Genomic DNA, 22,675 nt, shown 5'->3' with positions numbered 1-22,675 from the left:
AGTCGCAAAATCTGAGAGAATACGTTTATATTTACCATGGCGATGGATCAATTTTGGCGAATTAAATATAGCATTCCCTGCTGTATAAATCCACCGCCATTTTTTCCCTCGTTTAGGACGCTACTGAAGTAGAACTGCAGAGTATTCGGCAAGAATGAATACATAGTTTTCTTCAAAAGTATAGTATTAATTTTAAGTGTCAAAGAAGGATTTTCTGTTTTGCATCCGGTAACTTTCGCCGCTTAGATTGATCAGCTCACATCTAAAGAGAAGTCGGTCTAATAACGCGGTAGCAATTACCTCATCATCGAGCATTTTAGCCCATTCAGTTGGCTTTTTATTGGTCGTAATAACGATCGATGTATGTTCATATATTTGGTTGATAAAGTTAAAGAAGGCCACCGCTAGGTTCTTTTCTAGAGGGAAGAGCATGATATCATCCAGCACAATCAGGTTTGCTTTGAGTAATCTCTTATATTCGACCATCTTTGATTTCACAAAGTCTTTGGTCTTTAAGGTGTTCAGGATCTCATCCATGGTCCGAAAGTATACGTTGTATCCAGCCTTCACAGCGTCCATGCATAGCCCTGCGGCCAGCGCAGTTTTGCCAGTGCCACTTGGTCCCATCAAGACGATATTAAAGAGTTGGTCGATCCAGTTAAGTTCCCTAAGTTGCGCTAGCCGCTCCATTTTGAGCCCGTTTCTTCCCGTCTCATAGAGGTCGAGATTGTTGTTTCGGGGTAATCCAGCGGCCTTTGTTCTTCTTACTTCATTTTTTCTTTGGCGGTGGTCGGCTTCATTTTTCAACAGCCTCCAGGTGTATTGAACGAAGCCCAGGCTGTCTTTTTCGGCCTCTGCGATAATCTCTTCCAGGTTGTTCCCGATTGCCGAGAGCCGAAAGCTGTTGCACAACTGCCTGATTTCTTGTTTCTGTTTTTCCATTTTATTTCTGTTGTGATGATGTTGCCGGTAGATCCAGCAACATCGGGGTTAATAATCAATTAGCAAACAGATCGTCGTAGCTTTCAAGGTCTGAACGCTCGGGGTCTGTTTCCGCTATTCGCTTGATCTGAGCGTTCAAAGGATTTAATTGAACAATCTTAGGGTCTGTCTGTATTTCGTTCCTCTCCTCCCTCTTTAAGGCTTCAACGATTGCATTAAAGTCACTGGCACTCAGAATATCGTTTACACAGGCGTAGTCTAGGGCTCGCGAGGCAATGTGGGCATCCAGACCTCTAACTGTCGTTGTTAATGCCTGTATCTGATCGCGAATATACCGTGGTTTATGGTGTCTGATTCGCTCTAACCAATCAAACGCCTGTACTTTATTTGGCATCAGTTCGCTAAACTCAGCCATCATTTCGACGATAGCTGTATTGGTGTCACGTTTATGGTTAGTTGAGATGATTTTCTGGCCCTTAAGTAGACTGATTTCATGTCGGCAAAGCTCGCCGTATTTCTCATCAATCACGATCAGTTCATTTCCGACCGCTTTTACTTGGACCTTCGTATTTTTGCCTTTATAAGTTCCAAAAGGTAGGCTATAGAGGTTACCCTTATAAGATATTTTATTGTCCTTATGGACAGCATACTGTGGTAAAGGAGTAATGGTAAGTTCTATGGGATACCAAGGTTCTAAGAATGCTTTTTCAATATCATATTCCTCTTGTGGAATGCTTTTAGTAGTACCATGTTCCAACGCATTAGCTGTCCGACCCAGCCAGGCCATGGCTTCCGTGTTTAAAGTCTCGAGGTCTTTGTAGGAACGGTTATACAAGAAATTCTTTTTCACATACCCGACCACGTTCTCCACCTTTCCTTTTGACTCAGGGTCTGCCTTTTTACAGAAGTAAGTAGTAAATCCCCGTCGCTTTACATAGGCGCGAAACTCGGATGTTAATATTATATCGCCAAAATTCTCTGACACGATGAACAACCGATCCTGATCGTAGACGAGTTCCTTGGGAATGCCTCCCAGGTGCCCAAAAGCAAGTTCATGGGCCTGGATAACATCCTGAGCAGTGAAAGGAGTATCTTGGAACAAGATATATTTATACCGGGAGCGCGAAAGCACAAAGGTGAAGAACCGCACCTTTCGAGTTTTCCCCAAAGTAGTGGCCATATTATAAAACCCAAAGTCAATCTGGCCCTGCACGCCATAGGGCAGTTCTGCTACCATGGCATAATCCCTTACCGTTTCCGTTTTAAGGATATTGTATCTGGTTCTGACCGAATGGACAAAGTTGAAAATCGTCTTCTGGCTCACTATCGGAAAGTCCTGGTGATGTTCCTTCAGCCAGTCGTGCATCTGGGCAGCCGAAGTGTCGTTATGGGCTTCCAGTTTCTTTCGAACAAAATCGGTATACGCTTCTAGCGTTTTCTTTCTAACTTTGGGCAGAGAAAGTTCGTGCTCAAACTCGAGCTCACTCAGACTGAGCAAACGTTTGGCTGTGCGCCAGTTCATGCCTAGGTGGTTTGCAATCTTCGAGATTGAAAATCCCTCGCGTGCCATCCGGTGTACTTCATGATAGGTCATAAGCTTATTTAAATAATAGTTCATAAATACCCTTGTTTTTTTGTTGAGCACAAAGGTTGTTTTTTCTTTCGGGGTTATGCCCCGAAAGATGAACTATGTATTCCTTCTTGCCAATAATCCTGCACTTATTCTTGCTAATTATTCTGCACCATTCTTGCCAATTATTGTGTATTCCTAATTGCCAAAAATTGTGTAGTCTTATTTACCGATTACAAAAGCCAGAGTTAAGCTATTACCAGTGCACTTTTTTGTAGTATAGAATAATCAATCTAAAATTGCATTGGATAAGGAGAATTAATATATTTTTTTGGGGAAAGTTAGGTAAAATGAAGTCCCAAAATTTTCAAAAGAACTAAACGTAATATTCCCTCCCATCCATTCCACCAGAAATTTAATTATCCATAAACCAACCCCATGAGATTGCTCTCCGTTTAAGCCCGTTCTGTTTGCCTCACCAAATTTTGAAAAAATATGGTCTTTTAAGGTCTCGGGTATGCCTATACCTGTATCTTCTACACAGATTTGAACAAAATCAACGCTTTCTTCTATTGAAATTTTTATGGCACCTCCTTTTGGGGTGAATTTCAAAGCATTTGATATCAGGTTATTCAATATCTGAATAAGTTTATCTTGATCAATTTCAATATATATTTGGTTTTTTTTACAATTAAATATGACCTCAACTTCCAACTGGTGTCCCATTAATTTATATTGATCCATTAAATTCTTGACACTTTGTACAACGTCTTGACGCACCATATTTAGAGGCACACTCATGGAGGTTACAAACTCCTTTTTCAAAAAGCTATTGATTATTGAAATATTTCCTTTACAGATATTATCAATCGCAAATAAGGCTGAATTTATCTTTTGGAAATCTTGCTTCTCTAAACTTTGATAGGCTAACTCTACTAATTTACTAGCAGTGTTCAAGGCTCCTGCCACATCATGACTCAATATATTTAAAATGGCATTTTTTTTTGCATTGTGCTTCAATATGTTTTCTTCAAATTCAACATCATCAGTTACATCTTCGAAAATTGATAAAACCTGCGACGAATCTTCTGAGTTGAAGTGATAAAAATTAAATTTTAAATGGCTGATAATTTCATTCCTTTGAAATCGTAAAATTAGTCCTTCAATTGGTTTTTCTTTAATTAACTGGAGTTTTAACTGTAATAAATTCCTATCCTCAATGATCATATTATCAATAAAATCATCGAAGGCACCCCCTTCTTGAAGATTAAATCTCTGCCGTGCTGATGTGTTAATGAAAATAAGACGATTTGATAATATATCAAAAGAAACCACCATAAAACTAGTTTGCTCTGCAAACTTTGTCATCATATAATCAAGCATATAAATAATCAGTTTTTCGATTCAATTTACTTATTTATTTCAATTTAATTTGAAAAATCAAATTATTGTGGGAGTTCTATTTGAAACATACATATCAAATCAGAAAACTAAACATAATCTATGTTTGTATTCCTATAAAAAGCGATGAAAAATATATTAACATTTAAACGCGTTCTCGCAGATTCTCAAGCTGAAGATTTAACCTTAATTACAAATCTGATTTTAGAAATTGAGGAAATCTTAAGAAGAATTGAAGAGGTGAAAGAATTTACCTATAAAGGATATACGAAAGATGAATTGAAGAAATCAACAAGATTGTTGAAAATAAAATTTGAGATTCAATGGAGATAGATTGTTCAACTTAATAATAATTCCTCCTCAATTTTAGAGAAGGATTTTTACGAATTTCTTGATAATCTATTTAGAAAAAACTTAGTACCTATTCATGATGTCACTATAAATGAAATATTTTTAATGTCATAATTATTGAAGAATAAAAAGAAGTTTAATTGAATAAAGATTATCTCAATAACATCAAATTTGCTGATTGGATGGTAGTCATAAATGCAAAAAAGAAACCCTTCGAGTTTAACTTACTGATTGTGAATTAGCAAAAGAACCAATTTCTAACCCTTTTAAAGATAATAATGTTCTATGAAAATGTTAAAAATTCTTAAATCACTTGACACATAATGGGCATCAAAGTATTTTTATTCTATTATTTAGTGGGTGATTTTTATTTATTAATTTTTTAGTCTCTTAAGAGACTGCAACAGATTTAATATTGTTGTTTCCTATTTATTGCCACTATCTCTTTCAATCCCGACTGAAAAAAATTAGTCGGGATTGCTTTTATCCTTTAATAATTAAAAGCCATTTTTCTTAAAATTTTATGTTTACCATAAATTTTCTTTACTATTCATGTATGATTGCAATATGATGGTGGCAGAAATAGTATCGACTAAGGCTTTATCTTGTCTTTTTGATTTCTTCAAACCCGATTGCGCAATAACAGCGGAAGCCATTTTCGAGGTAAAGCGTTCATCGATTTCTACAATAGGAATTTGGGGATACGTTTTTCTTAATTTCCGCATAAAGCCGAGAACGTGTTGCGCCGATTGAGAATCGGTACCATCTAAACGCAAAGGCTTGCCCACAACAAAGGTTTCCACCTGTTCGGTTTTAAGGTAATTTTCCAAAAAGGTCCAAATATCTTTTGGATGTATGGTATCTAAAGCGGTGGCAATAATTTGCAGATCATCGGTTACAGCGATACCGATGCGTTTCGTTCCATAATCAAAAGCCATCAATCTCATGGTTATTTTTTTTCACTAAAGTACGATTAAACTTTGTAAGTAATCTTATTCATCCTTTCAATAAATTCGATACATTTGATATCGTTTATAATGGAGGCTGTATGTACAAATTAATATTCCTATTGCTATTTATACCTGGTATTGTGTTGGGCCAGGACTATGCACGTCAGTTAGCCGCTTACCGGCAACAGAAGGCCGAAGCTTTTGGCAAGCAAGAGCTTGGCCCCCTTAAAAAAGATCAGTTGGGCTATATAGCCTATTTTCCAGCAAATGAAGGAATGCGAGTAGAAGCGAGGGTCGAATTGCTTGCCGATGAGCCTAGCTTCCGGATGCCGACCTATGATGGTAGCTCCAACGAATATAAACGCTATGCGCTATTACACTTCAGCCTTGGAGGAAAGCCCCAGGTATTGACAGCTTATCAAAGTGTCGCTCTATTTCAAACTGCGGCCTATAGAAACCACTTATTTGTCCCATTTATGGATGAAACCAATGGTATAAGCAGTTATGAAGGTGGGCGGTATTTGGATTTGAGCAGCGATCAAATCAAGAATAATCTACTCAGTATTGATTTCAACAAAGCTTACAACCCTTATTGCGCATATAGCAACGGCTACCGTTGTCCGCAACCGCCCAAGGAAAACATATTGAGTCTAGCAATTGAAGCTGGCGAAATGAAATATAAAGGCCCTAAAAACGAAAGACCCGTGAATAAATCTGTTGCGAAGAATTTTAATGCTGCGGAGCGGAAATTAATTAACGCTGCCGATGATAACACCATGATGCATGTGTACCTTATTACTAACGAAAAAGAATTGTCGGTTTTACGTGCACCTAGTGAAGATGTTAAGTTTGACGACCCTTTGATCGATAAGCTAGCAAACCGAATGTTTCAAACGGTACAAGATCCGCAGCATAAAGGCGTAGGAATCGCCGGTCCGCAAGTTGGGATTAATAAAAATGTGATTTGGGTTCAACGTTTTGATAAAACAGAAATGCCTTTTGAGTTTTATATCAACCCGAAAATAATATGGCGATCTAAGTTAACCCGAACTGGAGTTGAAGGCTGTTTATCTATTCCTGATAGGAAGGAAGATGTGCAAAGAAGTTATGCTATCCGCTTACAATATATCGATCGGCAAGGGAATGTAATAGAAGAAAATATCGAAGGATTTACCGCCGTTATATTTCAACATGAAGTGGATCATTTGTATGGGATATTATATCCGGATCGGATGGATGAAGAAGTCAGCCGAACGATGATTCCACTGGAGGAAAAGATTAAATTTTCACTTGAAAAAGGGACGATTGTTCCATAGTTTGTCTGTTTAATCTTTCGCAATCAAGTTAGATGGTGGAATATTTGATAATAAAAGAATCATAAGGTCGGAATTAGCAATTTGCGTTTACCTGTAAACAGGTAGTTTTCTAACTAAATCTTTATGATTGTTTGAACTTAACTATCTTTATCGTAAACTATCTACCTTGCCATGCATAATTATCCACATTCTATCGCTATTGTTGATGACCATTCCCTTATATTGGAAGGTCTAATGACCTTATTAGGAAAGATTCCTAGCTATGAGGTTACCGCAACATTTACAAAGGGAGCAGCTTTGTTAAGTTATCTGACGGAAGAACCGGTGGATATCATTTTATTAGATGTTTCTCTGCCTGATATCAATGGGACCGATTTATGTTTGGAAATCAAACGTTTGGCGCCCAATGCCATCGTTCTCGGCCTGAGTAACCATACAGAGCGTAGCATTATCTTACAACTTCTACAAAATGGGGCTTCTGGTTACTTGTTAAAGGATATCAATATTGATGAGCTAAAGGACTGCTTAGACTTGGCAGTAAAGAAGCAAATGGTGTTTAGCCGAGCGGTACAAGCCATTATTGCTAATCCTGCACAAGGAGATCTCCCCTTATTGCCTAAATTAACCAAACGGGAAACGGAGATATTAAAATTAATAGCGCAGGGAAAGACTTCGAATCAAATTGGGGAGGAATTGTTTTTGTCCCCGCTCACCATAGAAACCCATAGGAAACGCATGATGAGCAAGTTCAAAACCAAGAATATGATGTCGCTGATTCGTATAGCGACAGAAAATAAGTTAATCTAACGTTCTTTTAGGCGGACTTCGTACAGTTTAGTCCAATCCTTGCCTGTTACCAAGAAGGTTTTGCTATCAGGCTTATAAGCGATTCCATTCATTTCGTTATCGTAGGATTTCCGTACCCCATCGTATAGACCCACAAAATTAATTCGCCCTTCTACAACCCCGGTTTCCGGATTGATAATAATGATTTCATCTTTGGATTGATCGTATATATTAGCGTATATCAAACCATCAACATATTCCAATTCATTAATACTATCTACTGGACCATGATCATCGAATACTTGGAAGGAGCCTGTTTCTTGCAAGGTTTGTGGATCTAAGGTATATACATTGGCAGAGCCATCCGATTTCAGGAATTGTTTTCCATCGTAGGTTAAGCCCCAGCCTTCTTGGCTTTTTCCGTAATCAAAAGATTTTACGAGCTTAAAGGTTGCCTTATCATAGATAAAGCCTTTTTTGTTCTGCCATGTTAAAAAGTAGATCTTATCCCCTACCACCGTCATTCCCTCACCAAAGAACCTGCCATCTCCATCCAATTTTTGCAGAACTTTTCCTGTCTTCAGGTCTACTTTTCTTAATGAAGATCGTTCTTCCTTGCCCGTAGACTCATACAATACTCCGTTATCATAATACAACCCTTGTGTAAAGGCTAATGAATCGTGTGGAAAAGTATTGACCACCTCAAAGGCATAAGGCTTAGGTGCTGGTGGCACAACCAATAGGTCGCTATAGGCTACATCTTCTTTTCCTTGGGCATATACCTTTGCACTTAATCGTTTACTCCCATAGCCGTGTTTTTCTGTATCAAAGGCCACTGCTGTTGTATCTGTTTTGCGTTCGAACACATCGCCATCAACAGCATACACGACAGAATCGACAGCTGTATCGCCGAAGTTTAAACGAAGCTGAATGGTTTCACCTTTTAATACCTTAGCACCCGATGGCGGGTTTACAAATTCCACTTTCCCTTTCTGTGTTTTACAGCTATAAACGAAAAAGAAGGGCAGCATCAATGCCAATAAGGGGTATTTTAATTTTGTATTCATATTAATAGTTCCAAAATGCATCTTTAATATAGTTCAATTTGTGATTGATAATTGCAATAATATCAAACCGTATTTGTCCTTGATGTTTTTTTTCAAATATATAAGCCTCTGCCGCTTGGGATAATCGTTTTTGCTTTTGTTGAGATATCAAGGTATGCTCCATGCCATAATCTTCATTTTTTCGCACCTTTACTTCCACAAAAACCAGCACCTGTTGTTCTAGGGCTATAATATCGACTTCAAACCTTTTATATCGCCAATTTACTGCTAAAATTTGAAATCCCAATGCTTCCAGATATGCCACAGCTTGCTGCTTGTCTTGATCGCCGATTAGCTTGCGAGACTCCATTATTTCACGATAATATTGCCTAATAATTGTCCCAGTAGCTGCTCGCCTTCTTTCAACTTTTGATATTTTGCCAAGAGGATTTGAAGGTCATCATCATTCTGCGTTATTTTTAATTCCTCCTGAATGGTCCGCATCTGCACTTCAATTTTATTCTTCTTAATTCGATAGATTAGCTGATTGACGAGCATCTTAAGTTGCTCAATCTCTTCAGGCACATAAATCTTTCGCTTGTCGTCATTCCAATTCGGGCTGATTTCATATTTATTCACCAAGGAATCTACCGCCAAGGCAGCGACCTCTTGGTTTTCATGGGCAAAGAAAAACTTAGCTTCCGGAACCTGGAAGTTTTCGGCTTGCTTGCTAAACTCTTGCACAATAATTTGACAGGTAGGATCGACAATTTCGACATCGTCTAAATTTGCCAACAGGTAGGGTGCTACCGGCACATCCCCATCGCCTTCCCATACGACTAACTCGCGGCCATAATTCAATAAAATACGGACGAGTTCTTTCTCCATGCGTTGTTCGGCACTTTCCACTTTAACAGGCTCCATGGATGGAGCCTCGGCGCCCATAGCCGCCAACATTTCGGCCGGGAACCAATCATCAGCGCCTTGCGGAGGGGGCATATCCGGTGCCTGCTGGCTCTCCTTCTTCTCTATAGCCCTGGCCTTATTCAAGCGGATTTTATTCAATTCAGAGAGCAGAATGCGTTCTTCAATATCCAGTAGGGAACTGCACTGACGGATATAAACGGACACTTTGATTTCGTCGGGAATAAGGGCAATACTTTCTACGACTTCACGAATAACCTCTGCCCGCTTAATGGGGTCCTCTTTGGCATCACGAAGTAAAATATTGGTTTTATAGAAGACAAAGTCTTCCTGATTATGTTCTACATAGTTTCGGAATTCGCTGGCCCCAAACTTCTGGATATAGGAATCTGGGTCATTGCCATCCGGGAATAAGAGTACTTTAACATTTAAGCCTTCTCCCAATAGCATATCTGTTCCGCGCAGGGATGCTTTGATACCTGCTTCATCGCCATCATATAGGATAACGACATTTTTGGTATAGCGGGAGATCAACTTAATCTGTCCGGTGGTCAGTGAGGTTCCGGAAGAAGAAACGACATGCTCTACACCGGCCTGATGTGTTGATAACACATCGGCGTAGCCTTCCACCAAGAAACAAAGGTCATGGTCAATGATAGCCTTTTTGGCTAAATGTAGCCCATAAAGCACATTTGACTTATGGTAGATCTCACTTTCGGGTGAGTTCACATATTTAGGGACGTTCTTGTCTTTCTTTAAGGTTCTACCGCCAAAGCCAATTACCCGACCTGTGAGGTTATGAATAGGAAACATGACCCGTCCTCGGAACCGATCGTATAAGGACTTATCATCACGCTCTACAGCGAGCCCAATTTCCGTAAGGTACTCTTTGGCAAAGCCTGATTTGGTAGCTTCATCGACAAGGGCAGTCCAAGCCTCTGGGGAATACCCTAGATCAAATTTCTTGATGATATCATCACGATAGCCGCGTTCATGAAAATAGCTTAAACCGATGGATTTCCCCATATCGGTTTCCCACATTTGCTCCTTAAAGTATTTTGATGCCCATTGGTTTAAAACATAGAGGCTTTCCCTTTTATCCTGTGCTGCCATTTGTGCTGGCGAGCGTTCAATTTCTTCAACAGGAATATGGTACTTATTGGCGAGGTATCGAATTGCTTCAGGGTAGGCATATTTCTCATGCTCCATGATAAACTTGAGGGAATCTCCACCTGCTCCACAACCGAAGCATTTGTAGATTCCTTTATTTACCGAGACATGGAAAGATGGTGTTTTCTCATTATGAAAGGGGCAATTCCCTATTAAGGAGGTTCCTCGTTTTTTAAGATCGACAAAATCACCAACCACCTCTTCAATGCGAGCGGCATCCAGTACTTTCTCTATGGTTTCTTTCTTAATCATCCTTGTTATACAAAGATAAGGGTAGAGCCCACAAATGAAAGGTTAAAAGAAGCTAAAAAAACAAAACAATTAACACTTATCGTAATATGTATATAAATTAATTTATTGAAATTATTGTTTTAATTTTAATCAGTACTGTCAAAATAAAATTTTTAACACAAAAAAGCCTTCTCATCTGTGTTGAAGTGAAGAGTCCAGCTAATTGGTTGAAAGGTTTGCTACCTGTGTTATTAAAGAGCGAATATAGTTGTTTTTTGTCAGAGGTTTTCCTGAAATGAAAGGTTGATATACTCATTTCCACAGATTAAATTTTACGAATATGTTCAGCATGATAAAGTTGAACAGATTCGTTAGTTCCAGGCGGACTTTGCCTTTCTTTGTATGTATATGCTTAAATATAATGGAATGAAGGAAGCATCCATCAAAAACATCTTACGTTTTAATGTAGGGAATTCCTTCCTTTTATGAAAATACTTTTGCTATATGTGATCAAAAGTTTATAATACAGATCCTTGAAAAGACCGTGGTCCGGATGAGCGTTCATTTAGGAAATGATGGGACTTTCTCGGTCTGAAGACAACTATATGGCTCAAGTTGCCTGTATTGCTACGGACTCTATTAGAAATGTTACGAACTGAATCTGCCCGAGGATAGAGGGGCCGAATAGCACGCTCACAAAATATGTCTAGCTGGTTGATGCCTCTTTTATGCTGGTCGGATTAGAATTGTTGAACCAGTCTGTTGAAAATATCTAGATCGATAGGACATAAATCTGGGAAAATACGCTTATATCCACTAAGGCGAAGGAAGTTGAAACGAATTAAATTTAACATACCCTTCTATATATCCACCTACATTTTTCATCTCGTTTAGGACGTTACTGATTTTTTAATTAAAATTCTTAAAGGTCGTAATAAAAACCAAATTGCAGATAAAAACTTGGATAAGATTGTTATATCTTTATTTAAACCATTTTTATTTTCGTAACATTTTAAAATAGCTAGTACATCTTCTTTAGAAACTTTCTCAATTTGCATTAAATTGCCATCACCAAATAAATAAATTGTCTCTTTATATTTAAAAAGTATCCTATGTAAAATAAATGTTCCATTCCACTTTGCTAAAACAACATTCCCAATTCTCATACTATTATCCTGAACTGAAGTTAAGGTTACCATGCTTCCATCATAAATGAATGGCTGCATGCTTTTTCCTTTTAAACAAAATCTTACAATGTTATCTTTTGAAATTAAATAAACCAAATTATTGAAAAACAAATCATTATTAATGATAATCTTATTCATATTAAAACCTAAATGCTAAGAAATTGGCACAACTAGATCAAAATAGTAAATCTGCATTATTGTTATATCCACACAAATTTAATGCGCTTTGACATTAATGAAAAAATTTTATTACAATTATTTTCTTTACTCTCTGTACATAATAATACTCATTATGCGCCCATCCATTATTTTACTACAATAATGCCTAAAAGGTTTCCTAGCAATAATTTTCACTCTTTAATTTTTTGAAATTTGGAAAAGAGAATTTGCAATTCTTCATCATCCCTCTTGTTTTTCACCTCCTCTTGCATAATCTGCATCTGCGCTATTATATTATTTTTTTGATCCTATAAATTACTTGAATCACGAGCGATAAGGTCTAAGCAGTGGGTCGTAATCATAGAAAGGGGATTTAATCTAAGGCACTTTTACTTGATTCAATATAAGAGAGTTCAGCAGCCCGTATGTTTGGAAGACATTTTAAACGTCCCACTTTTACTTTTTTCAATATTGCCTCTAAAGTATCGTTCATTTTATGAAAAAGTTCTCTGTTCCAGCGTATTGATGTGCAGCTGGGCACGACCTCAAGGAAAGCCTCCATTCCCAGAACTTCTTTGAACTGATTAAAGGGCGCTTGCTCCAGGCGTACAAAAGCACGCAGCTGCGCTTTGCGCGCTAAATAACATTTCTTTTTCCCGCTCCACGGCGTACCGAATACTTCTACTTTTTCTCCGCGAATACGAACTGCAGGATTGTCGTCATTGAGGAGAAGGGCACCTTTGATAGCGGACAGCCAAAGTTGGCTGTGTGTACTTTTCCCCGTACCGCTTTTTCCCAAAAATGCATACGCAAATCTATCCACTTGAACCACGGAAGCATGGATAAGAATTGTATCAAAAGCCAGCGCCGCTTGGCCAAAGGCCATCATGGTATACCAAGTGCAAAGATTTGAAATTAAGTTACGATCATCGATCGCTAAATATATAGTAGAATTTTGAAAATCCTTGGAGCACTCCATCACCCATTTATTTTCTTCGCTTCCCACATAAATAATAGCTTGGTAGGTATCGGCGCATTCATAAAACCGAAAATTCTCTCCCCAGGTGATCGACTCGTCGGTCAATAGAACGGCGTCTTCAGCTAGTGTCGGACATGGTGAAAAAGTCAATTCAATGGAGATATGAGCAGTCTCTCGTTCGATATCATGTGCGTAAAAAGGATGAAATGAAGGCAAAATAGCTCTGACATCCATCTTTTCTGGAGCCTTAACGGCCAGTAGTAGTTCAGCAATATGATAGTATGTGATATTCATTTTTTTAGATAAAATATTTTTATTGATTATAACAATATCCACGCTATAGAAATAAATTCCGAGAGTCTATTTTCTGTGACACAAATGCACGGTTTATCCCTAGAAAAAAATGCTGATAGCTCGTTAATTTTATTGGTTATAAATTGATATAGCCTGAGATAACAGTTTTACTCGCTAATCGTAAATTTTACCGTTAAGCAATATGCTTCAAATTAGTGACAGAACAATCTTTTGATGTAACAACTGCACAGCGTAACAGAATTAAGTCACCATAAATCAGTGCTAAGGCTGATAATTCTTACCTACTCGTTAAGATTCTAATCATAGCTATAAACCACTCACTTCTTTTTATGAAAAGGTTTTGCAAACAACCTAGTTAAAATAAAAAATATGGATTCCATGGGCGCAATTTTCCGATATTGTCTGAAGCTTCGCCATACACGTACAAAAGAATCTGGACGAACCGACAGCTTACTGTGCTTACCGTTCTTATATCTTTCGTCGTGATAGCCAAAGTTACCAGACATCCAGATCTCCTCGATCATCCACTCCGATTGTATACCCCGGGGAACGGGGTAAGGCAAATCAGATTCCAATAATCCGAAATGCTTGACCAAGACGTCATGTAAATAATGGGTCCAGGATAAAACTCCCATCCGCTTATAAATACGCTGAAGTTCCCCCGGATCGTAAGATCCTCGGTAGTAATGATAGACGCGTGCGGAGTCACAAAGCTGTCGGAGACCGACACCAAAAGCGAGCAAATGCTTTAAGATATGGATATTTACTTGTACAATTTGCATCAATGGGGATAACACTTTAATACTCTCCCCACCTATGGTAATCATAGGGTTTTCCGCTTCGCTTTGCTCTAGCAAAACCAGTAAATAGCCTTTTAAGAAGGGGTTGGTAAGATTAAAAACATCTTTGTGATGCTCTACGATTACACCTTTACGAATATAACTCAGAGAGGCAAGTCCATCGGAGGTTAAGTCTTGTTTGCAAAGCTCTAATAATTTCTTAGCAGTGCTGTAAGATAGATCATCTAAGCGCCAATCTATATCTCCACTTATTCTGTGCGATGGTATAGCATAAGCTTGGGCGACGCCCTGACCTTTAAGCATCAGTGGAGACAAATTATTACTAAGAAACCATCGCCACTGAGAGGCAATAAAGCTGTTTAGCAGCTGATTACGCCTTTCAATTTGCTCTATTTGAACAAGCCACCTTGCAAGTAAACACTCTGGTGGCAAGGAATCCTTAGGCAGATATTTTAGTGCATCGAAGACAACCGCTTCTACGGTATGCTTTCTAGCAAAGTTGTAAATATCTTCCCATGTTCGGCTATCAACTTTATTGAATTCAACATTTGCCAACTGCGGTCGATCAACCCATAAACCGCGGCGCAGCAAGTCAAATAGCGTTGCTCGGGCGCTTATTGTTCTATCTGTCGAGTAGCAATCCATTTTTTAGAAAGTCCGTTATTATTTTATGGCAATCGGTCTCTGCTATCTCTTCAGCAATATCATAGTTATCTAAAACATACTCTTTCACCAGTTGAGTATTAATCTCTTTTCCCTGGAAATGACTAAATATATCGGCTGCTGTATGATTTAATTTAAACACTTGAGACATATCAACTTTTCCCTGACTCGGGTCAACGATCATGAAATCACCGCCAAGTTCTCGCAATATTAAATCCGTTCTAACTATCATTTTTCTAAATTATTATTAATTATCCTTTAATAAAAAATTAATGGCGACATCAATTTGAGTATTCTTTAATAATACATATTTTTTTTCATCTAACAGGTATATACTAGGCGCTGCTTTCAAATAAAACAGTCCATCGTTTACGATGTGTTGATTGTTATCAAACCCGATAATCCATTGCGATGGAAGGTTTTGCGCATACTTTCGCCACTCCTCCTTATTTCCCCATGGATTTACCAACAGAAAGCTAACTGATTTATTGTTCAAAAAGTTGCGAAATCCTTCACTTTCCTTTAAAGCGTTGAGCTGTTCCTTACAATGCATACAGCTCGGGTCGAAAAAAAATAATAGCGTATAATCTCCCTTTGTTTCATAGAGCGATGATGCTCGCAGGCTAAGCGTTTCAAAACCAAAATCATTGGCAAGGGTACCAATCCTGTTAATATTGATTAATGGCAAAAGCGATTTATGAGCCATCTTGAGTTCCTCATTGATAGCGGGCGCATTGATAGTAGCTTTAAGAAAAGATACAAAAAACTCATTATTGTAATATGGCGATTCAGGATTATTTAAATAAAAAGGAATTTTTTCCAGAAAAAAATCTAACAAATAATTTCTGCCTTCTAACCTATTTAACAGATGATGAAAAACGTTCTGTTGGATAACAGAATCACTATTAGCTTCTTGGTGCAAAAAATTCGCCAGTTCTTGCTCTAAACTATCCAGTTCAGACTGATTCCCGGCTATGAAATCTAAAGAATCCAGGTAATGAAATAGGGCCAATTTATCAGCTCGATCAGGTATAGCGGCAAAATCAATTTCCTGTTCCCGCTGGTTTACGCCGTCGTTACATCCTATCAAAACAAGTAAAAAAAACAATAGAGGATTGACTTTCATATTTATAAAAAAGGATCCCTGCATGGGCTAGGGATCCTAAATAATAAAAACTTAAATTAATCTTTTACGCAAATTATTTGCGCCGCCGTTTGCTTATCTGCAGCAGTAATTCTCGTATCATAATCCGCGCCTTGTGGACCACCTATTCGTAAAAACTGGTAAGTAGCAGCGCCTCTATCTTTCACGATATAATACCCCTCTGTGTTAATTCGATTGTTTGTGAAATCATTTTGGTAATAACCTAACATTGGAAGGAATAAATAGTTAGCTTTTGTCGATTCGCTAGGGCGTTCGTGAATATTAAAGAATACACCTAAAGTAGTTCCTGAAGCCGTCTCATAATAAGCTTTAAAACGGTTTCTAATATAACTTGGAACACCTTCATTAGTCGCCGCGATCAAAGTATTAACTTCATCAGTATATGGCATTCTCCACGATCCGGCTGGTGCGACTAGCTCACAAGGGTCACCCGCAGCACCATTTATTCCAAGGGGTTTATTAGCTTCTGAATTTTGCTGTGCATAAGGCACGCTTTGATCCATATTTTTTGGTAATACATAACCTTGGAAGAAAAAGCTTCCCGCTGCGTTATTTGCTGCGAAGCCATATTCACCGTTGTTATAGATTAAATTTCCCAATGACCAATGAATATTTCCAATATTTACAGAACTCGGTCTTTTGAGGTCTATCGTTAATTCATATCGATAATTAGGTAAAATTGTTAAATTATTCAAAGTAACATCTTTAGTCACGCCACCAATCGTTACAGCTTTTAGCTTAATCTGACCTTGGGTGGTATTTGCAATAACCTTAATAGGTGTGCTCTCGAATAAATTCCCAGATGTCGTACCCGTTGGAAATGTAATGCTACTAACACCAGCAATTCCTGTTTCAGTTACCGCACCATCAGTTAATGTAACATTTGCTGTAGGAAAACTTGGAGCAAATTCACCACCATTACCAATTGTAGCATTTCCTATAACGGCAGTGTTGAATTTAACAGTAATTTGCGAAAATACGTGCTTTAAGACAGCGTTTAATGTATTTGTCACCCCCTGGCTAATAGTCTGTTGTGTTTTAGCATACATTAGGTCAACCGATGCCGCCAAATTCTCGAATTTAGCTAAAGAAAGTTGACCCGTCGGCGCCGGCAGAATAGCATTATTTCCAGCAGCGTAAGTTATAAAAGTATATTCACCAGGAGCAAGTTCAAAAACGTTAGGTGTTGCTCCTACTGTAAAATTCTGAGTACTCTTGAGTACGCCATCCTGATAGGCTAATACCGTATAACTCGTTCCTGCGTCTAATGGGAAAGTATTAGTTCCATTTACTGCAGAAATATTACTTAACGTTTTAGTGGATGCTTTTAAACCCGGGGAACTAGTAGCCTGAGCACCTACTGACTTGAATGTAGCAACAAGCGTTATATCACTGTTAAATGGGATTTCAATTGATCTAACAACATTTGAGGAAAGCCCTGAACGTAATGTAGCAGCTTTAAAAGTCTGTGACTCCCCTTTACCCACTCCTACATTAATTTGAACTTTAGTAAGCCCAGACGATTCAATAACCTCTTTATTACAAGAAGATAATAGTGCAATCGCCAACATTAATGAAGCAGTCGATTTTAGATTAATAGTTTTGAAGTTTGATAATTTCATTTTAATTTTTTTTCCGAATTCTTTTTATTTAACGACACTATTAAAATTACCATTCTACATCGTGAGAACTAGAACTATCTTCCCAAGACTGGCTCATCGAGTTATCATTGATAGAAGCTGCGGCAATACCGTATTCAAGCTCTACTTCATACACCTTTAAATAAGGTGTTTCATAAGGTTTTTTGTTTTCCATTTTTATCTTGATTATTTGATTTGTTTAAGTTTGATTGTTGCACCTATTCCTATTTTGTCAACAATAATTACCCTCCAATTATATTCAAAAGAAAAATTTATAATAGAGAGAAAAACTGGACAATAACCTCATCAATATTATTTAATGTTGTCATTTTTGACACTTATTTTTATCACTAAGTAAATTTCGTTGCAAATGTATGTAATTATACAGAAACAAAAAAATATAAAAAGCTAAAATACAGTGATATAAATCACAACTAACGATTAATTAACATCCGTATGTAGATCGAAACATGCCAAAATAAAAAGATCTAACAATTTTTATTTTGAAAATAAATACTTGTTTTGTTGTGAAAGCATCTTTTAAGCATTGTTTTTTTCAAAGTCGAGAGTAGAAAAAACGGAGTTCTGGGAAATATACTCTGGAACGATTTCTTTAACTAGCTCCACAAGCAACATAGGATTATGGTCATTAGTTGGTATAATTACCTGTCTGCATAGAGATTCGATTTTCTGTCTTTTCAACTCTACATCATCCATATTTACTCTAGCAATCATAATCTTATTATGGTGAGTTTTGCTAGTGTTTTCGTTATCTGCAAGTAATTCTTCAAAGATCTTTTCCCCAGGACGAAGGCCCGTAACTTCAATATTTATATCCTCGGGATATTTGTAGCCTTTTAATCGTATCATGCGAATGGCCAAATCCATAATTTTGACAGGCTTACCCATATCGAATACATAAATCTCCCCACCCTTACCCATTACAGCTGCTTCCTGCACTAACTGACAAGCTTCCGGAATAGTCATAAAATATCTTGTAATATCCGGATGAGTCACCGTCAACGGTCCACCTTTCTTTAACTGCTTTTCAAATAACGGGATGACCGATCCGTTAGACCCTAAAACATTCCCGAAACGGGTGACTATATAATTCGTGCCGCTCTTTTTATTCAGGCTTGAAACATAAATTTCTGCGATTCGTTTTGTTGCACCCATCACATTCGTTGGATTCACGGCTTTGTCGGTCGAAACCATCACAAATTTTTCGACGTCATATTTGTCAGCCATATCTGCTACATTTTTCGAGCCCCAAACATTTGTTAAAATAGACTCGTAAGGATTCTGCTCCATCAATGGAACGTGTTTATAAGCTGCAGCGTGGAATACAATTTGGGGCCTGTATTGTTCAAATATAGAGTTCATGAACTGACGATCCCTCACATTTCCAACCATGAACAGCACATTTTCCTTTTGACAGCTACTTCTTAACTCCTGTTGAATATCATATAGTGCTGATTCCGCTTGGTCCAAAACAACCAGATACCTGAAGTCTGTGAAGGCGATTTGACTTACTAATTCTGAGCCGATAGACCCTGCTCCGCCCGTAACCAAAATTACCTTATCATGCATCATTTCATGAACTACTGGATTTTCTAATTTTATCGCTTCACGACCTAACAAGTCCTCAATTTTCAACGTCCTCAATTGTCTGGTTGCCGCTTTACCGCTTAATAGCTTCGCTGAGGTAGGCATAATTTTTAATTTTAATGGCAAAGGCTCTATCCAGGCAGATATCTTCGACAGGCGATCTTTATTATTGTCATCTAGAGCAATAATAATACTATCTATTTGTATTTTTTTAACGAAATCAGAAGTTAATTTCTTCATGTCAATAATCTTATAACCATTGATCATTTTTCCGATCCTGTTGGGATTATCGTCCGCAAACGCGACCACCTTTACTCTGCGGCGTATCTCATTTCTGAACAAATTTAAGGTAAGTGTTCCCATATTCCCCGCACCAAAAATCATAACGCGTTCAACAGCTCTTCTGCTAAAGAAGAACCTCTCATACACTGTTCGATAAAATACCCGAGCGGCTACTAAACAAACCATTGTAAAGAAAGCATGAGTAAACACAACGGCATAAGAGGGTCTAAAAAATACGATTACAGCATTCGAGTCAAGAAAAATATTTCGAACGAGCAACGATGTAACCATCAATACAGCAAACGCCACGAACACTGCTTTCAGGATACCCCAAGCATCTCTTAGTCCTGTTTGACGCACTATGCCACGGTAGGTTTTAAAGTAAAGGAAAGAACAGTAATATACCACTAAAACGAAAAGGGATTTTTTTGCCATCATCTCGACGTCGAAACGTCCTTTGAAACTATTAACAGTAAAATTAGTTAAGTAATAACATAGCAAGACTATTACCATGTCAATTAATAAGATAACCCATCTTGGGCTATCCTTACGGAAATAGCGTCTAAGCGAAGTGATGTCCATTGTGAGGATTTTAGCAGTCTAGTTTTAAAAATTTATAGAGGAAGAACGAAATTCTTCAGTATAACCACGGACGACGAACAAAGTTAATGCCACGGTTATTCATTCACCTTCGATATAATCGACGAATCGGGGAAATTCGTTTATTAAAATATTTTGTAATTAACGTAGAGGTAAACAGTGTTTTACCTCTACGTCAGTTTATTATTATTTTTTCCTTTTTCCGAATAGAGATTTTAATTGCTTTTTCAATTTCGCTCTCAACGAAACAGAACTAGAATCGACGTAGCCATAACCATAACCGTAGCCATAACCATATCCATATCCGCGCGCAAAATCGACATCATTAATAACTACAGCCATATTTTTCAACTTACCATCTTCGTAAAGCTCCTTCGGCACGTTTAATAAGCGCTTATCAAGATAATTGGCTCGAGTCACATAAATTGTCAGGTCTGCGTTGTCAGCGATCAACAACGTATCGGTTACTAAACTTACCGGCGCAGTGTCAACTATAACAAAATCATAGTTTTCTCGTCCAAAATCAACCACATCATTAAAGTGTCCATTCATTAGAAGTTCCGCGGGATTTGGTGCGATATAGCCAGAATAGATGATATCAAAGTCGTATGGAGCGGGCTTCGTAATAATAATATTTTCAACTGGCATTTCTGGATTAATCAAATATTGAGTGATCCCGATGTTTGTATGCTGTAAATGCGAAAGCCCTAGGTAATCCAGTACCTTCGGAGAACGAATATCTGCCCCAATCAATAAAACTTTTTTACCTGACATCGCTAAAATTCTAGATAGATTTGTTGAAACGAAAGATTTACCTTCACCAGAAGTCGTCGACGTTACGAATATTACCGCTGAATCCTTTTTGGCCCCAAGCATAAATGCAATGTTGGTTCTCAATATTCGGAACGCTTCGGCAAGCGAGGAACGGTCGTTATCTTTGACTATTGGATTTTCGGAGGTAGGTATTTCACCTAAAATAGGTGAATTAAACTTTTCCTCAATATCTTTTCTAGAATGCACTTTATTATCCATCATAAATTTGAGAAATAAAATAATGAAAGGAATCAGAAAACCTCCGAATAATGCCCCTAATAGTACAATCGACTTTTTAGGTGCAACGGGAATTCTAGCTCCATAAGCAGCATCAACAATCTTCAAATTAGCAGGCGTAGCGGCAGCTTTAATTTCAGTTTCCTCTCTTTTCTGTAATAGGAATAAATAAAGGGTCTCTACAATTTGCTGTTGTCTCGCAATATCTTTAAATCCTCGCTCTTGCGTTGGGAGCTGACTCAATTTTCCTTGAACTTTACTCTTTTGGGCTAGTAAAGAATTTACATTTGTTTGAAGTCCTCGTTTATAGTTATCAAGCGACAAATTCAAACTCCGATTCAGTTCAGACAAATTGTTCTTTAAACTTAAAACGACGGGATTATTCGGAGTCGCTGACTTTAGTAATTCATCCAATTCAAGCACCAGGGTATTGTAAGCCTTTATGTTACTTTCAATCGACGCATCGTTAAGACCTATATTAGACGGCAACAGCGCAGTTGTGGATTCAAGAGAAGACTCTCGCAACATATCTGCCAATCGCAATTGAGTCTGGAACTCAATCAACTTCTGTTCATTTGCCGTGGCATTCTGTAAATAAAGTTGAGCTTCAGCGTGCATATCCACTGAATTATTTCTATCCTTAAATTCAGCAACTTGAGAGTCTGCAGATTCAAGATCTCTAGAAATAAGTTCTAGTCTGGAGTTAATAAATTTCGAGGTGGCCCTGCTTACGAGCGCCTTATCCTCAGTAACATCCAAATTATATTGCTCAATCAAGGAATTGAGAATTAGTTCAGCTTTCGAAACTAACGGGTGAACCATGGAGAAATTAACAAGAAAAGACTGGCGCTCTACACTGGGATTCACTTGGATAGACCCTTTAAGTATATCGACTGCAACTTCGGCTGGCACGTAAGAGATTTCCAATTCTCCGTCCAATTTCGCATTTCCATTAGATATGACGCTAATCTTACCAATAGAGCTATTGATTGTTTCTCCAAGCGAGTAGCGCCTCGAACCATTAACATTATCCTTAATAATATAACTATCTTTAGACCGGGCGATTGTCAGTGAATAATAATTTGAATCAAGTTTCGAATTGTTAGGCTCTAGTAATAATAACTTCAAAGGCGATTGTTGTTCAAGTAATTCTTTAGATCTAATGTTCCCTCTACTAAAATAACTTATATTCAATCGATTTGCTACCACTACTTTTCGCAACATCCTTCGAGATCGTAACACCTCTATCTGATCATTTACAAATGCCATGGAAGAGGTCCCAGCTCCCGATATTGACGCTAATTCAGACAGACCGGACAACTCCCCTCCGGCTTGCTTCTCGTCCTGCAAAAGTATTTTTGCATTAACACTATATATCCGCTCAGCGTACCGCAAATATGTAAATGCGGCAAGTAGACAAATAACCACTGAAAAAAGAAACCATTTCCAATAGAAACTATATTGTTCCAATAATTGTTTGATACTAAAATCGCGTTCATCAGACGAGGAAACTGTTGTATTAGTTGAAAAATTCATAAAG

19 protein-coding genes are annotated in these 22,675 nt (G+C 37.9%); 3 read left to right on the top strand and 16 right to left on the bottom strand.

Going from position 1 to position 22,675, the window contains the following annotated elements; all coding sequences use genetic code 11:
• Positions 1–192 precede the first annotated feature (192 nt).
• The 3 genes from istB to GQF63_RS16705 all read right to left on the bottom strand — a co-directional run bounded on the left by istB (position 193) and on the right by GQF63_RS16705 (position 3,883).
• Positions 193–942, bottom strand: coding sequence for an IS21-like element helper ATPase IstB (istB, locus tag GQF63_RS16715; RefSeq protein ID WP_160370387.1), 750 nt, complete (start codon positions 940–942; stop codon positions 193–195).
• 55 nt (positions 943–997) lie between these two features.
• Complete coding sequence (gene istA, locus GQF63_RS16710; RefSeq protein ID WP_160370386.1) at positions 998–2,560, bottom strand: IS21 family transposase; 1,563 nt, start codon at positions 2,558–2,560, stop codon at positions 998–1,000.
• 270 nt (positions 2,561–2,830) lie between these two features.
• A complete protein-coding gene (locus GQF63_RS16705; RefSeq protein ID WP_160370385.1) occupies positions 2,831–3,883 on the bottom strand; it encodes a sensor histidine kinase in 1,053 nt (350 codons plus the stop codon).
• Between the two features lie 156 nt (positions 3,884–4,039).
• On the opposite strand from GQF63_RS16705, the gene GQF63_RS16700 reads away from it, so the two are divergent.
• Entirely contained in the window at positions 4,040–4,246 is a 207-nt protein-coding gene (locus GQF63_RS16700) for a hypothetical protein (RefSeq protein WP_160370384.1), read from the top strand.
• Positions 4,247–4,791: 545 nt separating this feature from the next.
• Here GQF63_RS16700 and ruvX read toward each other — a convergent pair.
• A complete protein-coding gene (ruvX, locus tag GQF63_RS16695; RefSeq protein ID WP_160370383.1) occupies positions 4,792–5,211 on the bottom strand; it encodes a Holliday junction resolvase RuvX in 420 nt (139 codons plus the stop codon).
• A gap of 101 nt (positions 5,212–5,312) precedes the next feature.
• Between ruvX and def the strand changes: the two genes are divergently transcribed.
• Together def and GQF63_RS16685 are read left to right on the top strand one after the other, a co-directional pair.
• Positions 5,313–6,530, top strand: a complete 1,218-nt coding sequence (def, locus tag GQF63_RS16690) for a peptide deformylase (protein ID WP_160370382.1) — start codon at positions 5,313–5,315, stop codon at positions 6,528–6,530.
• A gap of 171 nt (positions 6,531–6,701) precedes the next feature.
• Positions 6,702–7,337: a response regulator transcription factor gene (locus GQF63_RS16685; RefSeq protein WP_160370381.1), complete on the top strand. Its 636-nt coding sequence runs from the start codon at positions 6,702–6,704 to the stop codon at positions 7,335–7,337.
• Here the strand turns inward: GQF63_RS16685 and GQF63_RS16680 are convergent.
• From GQF63_RS16680 to GQF63_RS16625, 12 genes are all read right to left on the bottom strand, one after another.
• Positions 7,334–8,383, bottom strand: coding sequence for a glutaminyl-peptide cyclotransferase (locus tag GQF63_RS16680; RefSeq protein WP_246163592.1), 1,050 nt, complete (start codon positions 8,381–8,383; stop codon positions 7,334–7,336). The two genes, GQF63_RS16685 and GQF63_RS16680, sit on opposite strands and share 4 nt — an antisense overlap.
• Before the next feature lies 1 nt (position 8,384).
• Positions 8,385–8,732: a YraN family protein gene (locus GQF63_RS16675; protein WP_160370380.1), complete on the bottom strand. Its 348-nt coding sequence runs from the start codon at positions 8,730–8,732 to the stop codon at positions 8,385–8,387.
• Complete coding sequence (dnaG, locus tag GQF63_RS16670) at positions 8,732–10,708, bottom strand: DNA primase (RefSeq protein ID WP_160370379.1); 1,977 nt, start codon at positions 10,706–10,708, stop codon at positions 8,732–8,734. Before dnaG ends, GQF63_RS16675 begins: the two co-directional genes overlap by 1 nt.
• Positions 10,709–11,577: 869 nt before the next feature.
• Positions 11,578–12,012: a S24 family peptidase gene (locus GQF63_RS16665; RefSeq protein WP_160370378.1), complete on the bottom strand. Its 435-nt coding sequence runs from the start codon at positions 12,010–12,012 to the stop codon at positions 11,578–11,580.
• 394 nt (positions 12,013–12,406) lie between these two features.
• Positions 12,407–13,348 (bottom strand): phosphoenolpyruvate carboxykinase (ATP), encoded by a 942-nt coding sequence (locus tag GQF63_RS16660; protein WP_212592626.1) that lies wholly within the window; start codon positions 13,346–13,348, stop codon positions 12,407–12,409.
• A 296-nt stretch (positions 13,349–13,644) separates the two neighbouring features.
• Positions 13,645–14,772: a nucleotidyltransferase family protein gene (locus GQF63_RS16655; RefSeq protein ID WP_160370376.1), complete on the bottom strand. Its 1,128-nt coding sequence runs from the start codon at positions 14,770–14,772 to the stop codon at positions 13,645–13,647.
• Positions 14,750–15,022, bottom strand: coding sequence for a PqqD family protein (locus GQF63_RS16650; RefSeq protein ID WP_160370375.1), 273 nt, complete (start codon positions 15,020–15,022; stop codon positions 14,750–14,752). The genes GQF63_RS16655 and GQF63_RS16650 overlap by 23 nt, the downstream gene beginning before the upstream one ends.
• 15 nt (positions 15,023–15,037) lie before the next feature.
• On the bottom strand, positions 15,038–15,916 hold the full coding sequence (locus GQF63_RS16645) for a DUF5106 domain-containing protein (protein ID WP_160370374.1): 879 nt from the start codon (positions 15,914–15,916) through the stop codon (positions 15,038–15,040).
• A gap of 56 nt (positions 15,917–15,972) precedes the next feature.
• Positions 15,973–17,577, bottom strand: coding sequence for a fimbrillin family protein (locus tag GQF63_RS16640; protein WP_160370373.1), 1,605 nt, complete (start codon positions 17,575–17,577; stop codon positions 15,973–15,975).
• A gap of 46 nt (positions 17,578–17,623) precedes the next feature.
• Positions 17,624–17,770 carry a hypothetical protein gene (locus GQF63_RS16635; protein WP_160370372.1) on the bottom strand — a complete coding sequence of 49 codons (147 nt, stop codon included), beginning with the start codon at positions 17,768–17,770 and terminating at the stop codon, positions 17,624–17,626.
• A 365-nt stretch (positions 17,771–18,135) separates the two neighbouring features.
• Positions 18,136–20,067 carry a polysaccharide biosynthesis protein gene (locus GQF63_RS16630; protein WP_160370371.1) on the bottom strand — a complete coding sequence of 644 codons (1,932 nt, stop codon included), beginning with the start codon at positions 20,065–20,067 and terminating at the stop codon, positions 18,136–18,138.
• 204 nt (positions 20,068–20,271) lie between these two features.
• Positions 20,272–22,671 carry a GumC family protein gene (locus GQF63_RS16625; RefSeq protein WP_160370370.1) on the bottom strand — a complete coding sequence of 800 codons (2,400 nt, stop codon included), beginning with the start codon at positions 22,669–22,671 and terminating at the stop codon, positions 20,272–20,274.
• Positions 22,672–22,675: the final 4 nt, after the last annotated feature.

The organism is Sphingobacterium humi, from assembly GCF_009768885.1.
GTDB lineage: Bacteria > Bacteroidota > Bacteroidia > Sphingobacteriales > Sphingobacteriaceae > Sphingobacterium > Sphingobacterium humi.
This window is presented reverse-complemented; position numbering and strand designations above follow the sequence as displayed.